Annotated in this window: 6 protein-coding genes; 5 read left to right on the forward strand and 1 reads right to left on the reverse strand. The window is 35.0% G+C overall.

Going from position 1 to position 5,477, the window contains the following annotated elements; translation table 11 throughout:
- Positions 1–208: 208 nt before the first annotated feature.
- Positions 209–487, forward strand: a complete 279-nt coding sequence (locus CBG25_RS09415; protein ID WP_290606236.1) for a hypothetical protein — start codon at positions 209–211, stop codon at positions 485–487.
- A gap of 407 nt (positions 488–894) precedes the next feature.
- Positions 895–2,547 (forward strand): Na/Pi cotransporter family protein, encoded by a 1,653-nt coding sequence (locus tag CBG25_RS09420; RefSeq protein ID WP_290606238.1) that lies wholly within the window; start codon positions 895–897, stop codon positions 2,545–2,547.
- A gap of 226 nt (positions 2,548–2,773) precedes the next feature.
- Here CBG25_RS09420 and rsmC read toward each other — a convergent pair whose 3' ends face one another.
- A complete protein-coding gene (gene rsmC / locus CBG25_RS09425; RefSeq protein ID WP_290606240.1) occupies positions 2,774–3,790 on the reverse strand; it encodes a 16S rRNA (guanine(1207)-N(2))-methyltransferase RsmC in 1,017 nt (338 codons plus the stop codon).
- A gap of 386 nt (positions 3,791–4,176) precedes the next feature.
- Here rsmC and CBG25_RS09430 point away from each other — a divergent pair, with 386 nt between their 5' ends.
- The 3 genes from CBG25_RS09430 to CBG25_RS09440 all read left to right on the forward strand — a co-directional run bounded on the left by CBG25_RS09430 (position 4,177) and on the right by CBG25_RS09440 (position 5,383).
- Entirely contained in the window at positions 4,177–4,587 is a 411-nt protein-coding gene (locus tag CBG25_RS09430; protein ID WP_290606241.1) for a DNA polymerase III subunit psi, read from the forward strand.
- On the forward strand, positions 4,556–5,020 hold the full coding sequence (gene rimI, locus CBG25_RS09435; RefSeq protein ID WP_290606242.1) for a ribosomal protein S18-alanine N-acetyltransferase: 465 nt from the start codon (positions 4,556–4,558) through the stop codon (positions 5,018–5,020). The genes CBG25_RS09430 and rimI overlap by 32 nt, the downstream gene beginning before the upstream one ends.
- Before the next feature lie 180 nt (positions 5,021–5,200).
- Positions 5,201–5,383 (forward strand): hypothetical protein, encoded by a 183-nt coding sequence (locus tag CBG25_RS09440; protein WP_290606243.1) that lies wholly within the window; start codon positions 5,201–5,203, stop codon positions 5,381–5,383.
- The last annotated feature ends 94 nt before the right edge of the window (positions 5,384–5,477 follow it).

The following is a 5,477-nucleotide window of genomic DNA, read 5'->3' on the forward strand; positions in this document are numbered from 1 at the left end:
TGATACTGGTTTGCAAAGAGGTCATTCTTAATGGCGCTGCGTTTCTTCATGGTGGTTAGCTCAGTAGACCAGCTTCCGATAACTTTATCAGCAAAATCAAACTCGGCTTAGGTTTTTCGAGGTGCCCTATGATTATTTTATTCATAGTAAATCAGTTTCTCATTCATTATGCGGTGATGCTTTACGCGTACGTAAGGTTAATACTTATTTGAAAATTATTGATATGTTAATGGATATATATAAAAAATATCCTAATGCGGTAAATCAAACTCCAGCTTGTTGGTGGCAAATTAGTAAGGAAGGTTTTGGTGTTGTATTGTCTATTCAAGCGATTAAATCGCCAAAAATTAAATATGAGATGGTTAAGCGCTTTTTTGACGAAGGATATTGGCACATTACCTGGCAACATGCGACAACGCTAAAATTAAAATGGCGACTGAGCCGACGTTATTTAAAACTAAAATCGTTACTTAAATACAAAACGTAGTATTATGTAAAAAAAGGCTTTAGTAATGAGAAAATATCATAATGCTCATTATTATTTTAATATAAATCGATGATCTGGGTGTTAAACTAATACCAGAATTTAGTATTCTTACTCGACAAATGTGATGTATTTAATGGATCAAATAGTTTTTTGCTTTACAATGAAATATTCTATGGATATTAAATAAATTTCCCAAGTAATGAATAATGTTTGCCACTGTTTGTTTAAAAAAACAGTGGCAATTTTTTGTATCAGCATTAAAAGAAAGTTGATATCATTTTTATTAAAAGAAAAAAATAACATTTTTTAATAAAGCATTTAAATAAAGTGAATAAACGGTTGTAAATGCTAATATAAAAGAGTTAATGTGAATATAATGAGTTGTATACAAATAGTATGGATAATTAATGTTAACATTAGTTGAATTATTATCATCAGTGGCTTTATTGGTATGGGGCACATATATTGTCCGAACTGGTATTATGCGGGTTTTCGGTAGCGATTTACGCCGAATATTAGGCAAAAGTATCGGTAAAAAATCGCGCGCATTTTTGGCGGGTATTGGTGTCACTGCTTTAGTACAAAGTAGTAATGCGACGGCATTATTAGTTATTTCTTTTGTGACACAAGGGTTAATTTCTATCACGCCAGCTATGGTTATTATGTTGGGTGCTGATGTCGGTACTGCGATAATGGCCCGGGTGTTAACTTTTGATTTGGCATGGTTATCACCATTGTTAATTTTATTTGGTGTTATTACTTTTCTTAGTCAGAAAAAAAATCGTTCTGGTCAATTAGGGCAAGTTGCGATTGGCCTAGGTCTGATTTTATTAGCTTTAAAGCTTATTGTTGGTTCAGCAACACCAATTACTCATGCATCCGCCATCCAAGCAATTTTTACCTCTTTAAGCGGTGATACCATTTTAGCACTACTAGTTGGTGCGGTATTTGCTATGCTCACCTATTCCAGTCTGGCAGCGGTTTTGTTGACAGCAACATTAAGTGTAGCCGGACTCGTACCGCTTTATATTAGCCTCTCGATTGTTATTGGCTCTAATATCGGTAGTGGTTTATTAGCTATGATAGGTAGTAGCCAGCAAAGCGGATCGGCACGGCAAGTGGCTTTAGGCAGTTTATTATTCAAGCTTATTGGCGCAATAATGATTTTACCCTGGATTAAACCATTAGCTGCCTGGATTGGTAATTATAATTTTAATGCCTCTGAAGTGGTGATCTATTTTCATGTATTTTATAATTTACTGCGTTGTTTAGTAATGCTGCCATTTGTCGAATTCATGTCGCGTTTATGCCAACGTCTTATTCCTATTTCCCCTGTAGAGGTCGAGGTTTTTGCACCTCGTTATTTAGATAAAGCGGCGTTGGAGACACCTTCATTAGCGATTGCTAATGCGGTAAGAGAGACACTACGTATGGGGGATATTGTTGAGCAAATGGTTCAACGTTTGGCTGAAGTTCTAAAAGGCAATAAAATACAGCGGCGTAATATTGCACACCTGGAAGAAGAGATCGATATGCTACATAGTAGTATTAAACTCTATTTGGCTCAAATTCAGCAAAATCAACTAGGGGAAGCTGATTCTCGTCGCTGGGCTGAAATTATTGATACTGCTTTGAATTTACAGCAATCAGCCACCATCATTAATCGTATGGCAACAGAAGTGGTTAAAAAAATATTTGATAAGCAACATTTTTTCTCCCCTGCCGGTACTAAAGAATTGAATACTCTGATGGAGCGATTACAGAATAATTTGAGTTTAGCTATGTCGGTATTCGTATCTGGAGACATAGATAATGCGCGTCGATTACGAAGGGCTAAACATCGATTCCGATTATTAAATCAACGTTATGCTTATGCGCATGTTGAGCGCCTACATAAGCTAAATGTACAAAGTCTAAATACCAGCAACTTACATGTTAGTTTACTTGGGGATATGAAAAGATTAAATTCGCTTTTTTGTGCTATCGCTTATCATGTATTAGAAGATGTAAGTGAAAACCGCGCTGAACAAATTAATCCTGAAAGTGATAAAAATATATAGTTAGTTATTCATTAAATAATAATTGAAACACCAATGACAGAGAGATGATTTAAATCGTTATCTTCATCGGAGTTTGTCATTTGAAAATGAATTATTTATGCTAAATAAAGTTGCAATTAAATTTTGTTACCGACTTCCATTCTCATCTCTCATTCACTTAAAACGAAAGTGGTAACAATGTTATTTAAATAATTAATTATTTTGCTAAAAACTTATCGTATCAAATTTAACGAAATTTGCTGGCTTGATAAACCTTGAATTTACCTGTTTGAGCAAGTATTTCATGGCGACCAAATGCTTTATCTAACCAATCTGGATAAGGTAAGAAGGCATTGGCAACCATTCTAAATTTTCCACCTGGTTTTAGATGATTTGATGCTTGTTTGATGATTGCTTCAGCGGCTGAATAATCCGTTTTTAATCCATCATGAAACGGTGGGTTGCAAATTATCCAGTTGTAACTATCTTCAATCGCAGAGTAGATATCACTTGCTATAACATAGCCAGTTAAGCCATTTATTTTTATGGTTTCAATAGAGGATGTGACCGCCGCAGCATGAGTATCGCAGAGAGTCAATTTTATGCCGGGGTTTCTCTTGCCAATAATCGTTGCAAGCACACCGGAGCCGGATGCGATATCTAATAATTTACCCTTGATAGGTTTATCAAATGTAGAAAGAAGTAGTTGACTACCGGCATCCAGCGCTTGTTGACTAAATACGCCAGGTAGGGTTTTGATAGTTATATCAGCGACCTTATAGATATTCCACCAATCATTTAAATGAAAGTGAGGTTGTTTTTCTAGCTGGCAATAATAGAGGCTACAGCGCCGTGCTGCATCAATTTGGCGTACACTGCCTATTTCTTCTAGAATTTTATTGGCGCTATTTACACCACTACGATTTTCACCAACAATAAAAATATCACTACCTACTGGTAAAACTGAGCAAATATTGTGTAGTTGAAAATGGGCTTCTTGCTTGTTTTTAGGCCAAAAATAGATCAGTGTATTAAATTGTCTCGCCACTGTTTTTTCAAGCGTTAAGTCATAATGGGCTTTTTCGCTTAGCGCTTTGTTAAATGATAACCAGTAGTGATATTGATTAGTTAAAATATGTAAAATTTCAGCGCTCATTTCAGCGCTAATATTATCTTGTAAGTTACCAGCGATTAAAACACGACGGCCGATAAAGTATTCATCATGGCGTAAAATCACTTCACTAGCGGGCGTCAGTGAAGACATAAATGTTGGCTCCTGTATTAGATTAGGTTTCCTTTTACCAACTATAAAAGGAAAATATTCGCCGTAAGCGTAAGAATATCGCTCATAGGATCGTAAATTTTGATAAATTTGTGAGATATGAACTTATTATCGCGATTGTATCACTATTATTAGATTTCAATCCAATGGTTACTTGTTATCTACTATTAAGTGATCATATTGTTTCTTGATAACTTAATAATTTGTCTATTTACTCTATTTATTTGCAGTTTAGATTCAGCAAATAAATATAGTTAGAGAGAAAGAGTAATTGTGTTTATATTGCTAGGTTTTGCAATGTTATTATTTTGATTTATATAACTCGGTTTGATATGGTGGCTTGGTATATATTGTGGTGGAGTAGTTTGATGACGATTAGAGATCAATTACTAAAGCAGATGGGAATTGTGCAATGGACATTACGCGATCCTGCGCTACTACGTGGTGAACATGCAGTGTGTATTCCTGACGCTACCCAATTAATTATCATCGCTGATGAACGCATTGATTTAGGTAACCTTTTTGTCAAAGATATTTTACGAGCGATGATGATAGACAGTCGTCAGGTATGCTGTTTATTAACTAAAGAGGTATCGCTGTTACCAAAAGAAATTCTTTGGCCTTGTTGGATCATAGGCAAACCATTACCTGTTAGTTCAAAAACATGGGTTATCCATACTTTACCATTGCCAGAAATTTATTCTGATCCTCAGTCAAAACGCGCTTTGTGGGCGCAAATATGCCAACATGAAAATAATTTCGAATTTAGAACAAACTGATTTAGTCTCTGCTTTTGCTATTGAAAACATGAGTCATGCTTTCCCCTGGAGTGAAAAGGTATTCTACAGTAATCAAGGAAAGCAATATATTAATTTAAAAATCAGTCTTGAAAATCAATTGGTTGGTTTCGTTATCACACAATATTTGCTTGATGAGGCAACCCTCTTTAATATTGCTATTCATCCTGATTATCAAGGTCAAGGTTATGGTGAGTGTTTACTACGCTATTTGATCGAACATTTGGCAACCAAAAATATCAAAACTTTGTGGTTGGAAGTCCGGCAATCAAATCATGCGGCAATTCAGCTATATGAAAAACTGGGTTTTCATATTGTCACAATAAGAAAAAATTATTATCCGGCGGCCAAAAAACGTGAAGATGCAGTGGTTATGGCGTTAACTATTTTGCCTGATAGTATGACTGCCTTATAAATTTAAATACTTAATTAAGATAAAAAAATAGTTTAGATTCGATAATAGTACCATTGATAGGCGCTATTGAGTGGTAATTTGTGTATCAATATTCGCTTAATAGGCCTATTTGTAATGAAACAACATAGAGAAATTATCCCGCTTTTTTATAAAAAATTTAAATGTATAGGTGATCAGTGTTTGTCTCATTGTTGTCGTGGTTGGACGATTAACATTGATAAGAAGACTTATAAAAAATATAAAACTGCCCATCAAATTGAGATCAAAGAGATCACCGATAAACATCTGATTAAATATCCTAAAGGTAATGGTACTAACCAGTACTCTTTTGGGCACCTCGAAAAACTCAAGATTTTCAATTAACCCTTGGCTTTCATTCTAAATAATTAGATTTTTTTTGATTATCACGCTACTGATTCTATCGCACATTGCCCTGGCTAGGGCCATTTGACCCATT

It is taken from the genome of Arsenophonus sp. ENCA (assembly GCF_002287155.1).
GTDB lineage: Bacteria > Pseudomonadota > Gammaproteobacteria > Enterobacterales > Enterobacteriaceae > Arsenophonus > Arsenophonus nilaparvatae.

Coding starts and splice junctions, on each gene's coding strand:
- CBG25_RS09420 (WP_290606238.1), top strand. CDS start 895: ATGTTAACATTAGTTGAATTATTATCATCAGTGGCTTTATTGGTATGG.
- rsmC (WP_290606240.1), bottom strand. CDS start 3,790: ATGTCTTCACTGACGCCCGCTAGTGAAGTGATTTTACGCCATGATGAA.
- CBG25_RS09430 (WP_290606241.1), top strand. CDS start 4,177: ATGACGATTAGAGATCAATTACTAAAGCAGATGGGAATTGTGCAATGG.
- rimI (WP_290606242.1), top strand. CDS start 4,556: ATGAAAATAATTTCGAATTTAGAACAAACTGATTTAGTCTCTGCTTTT.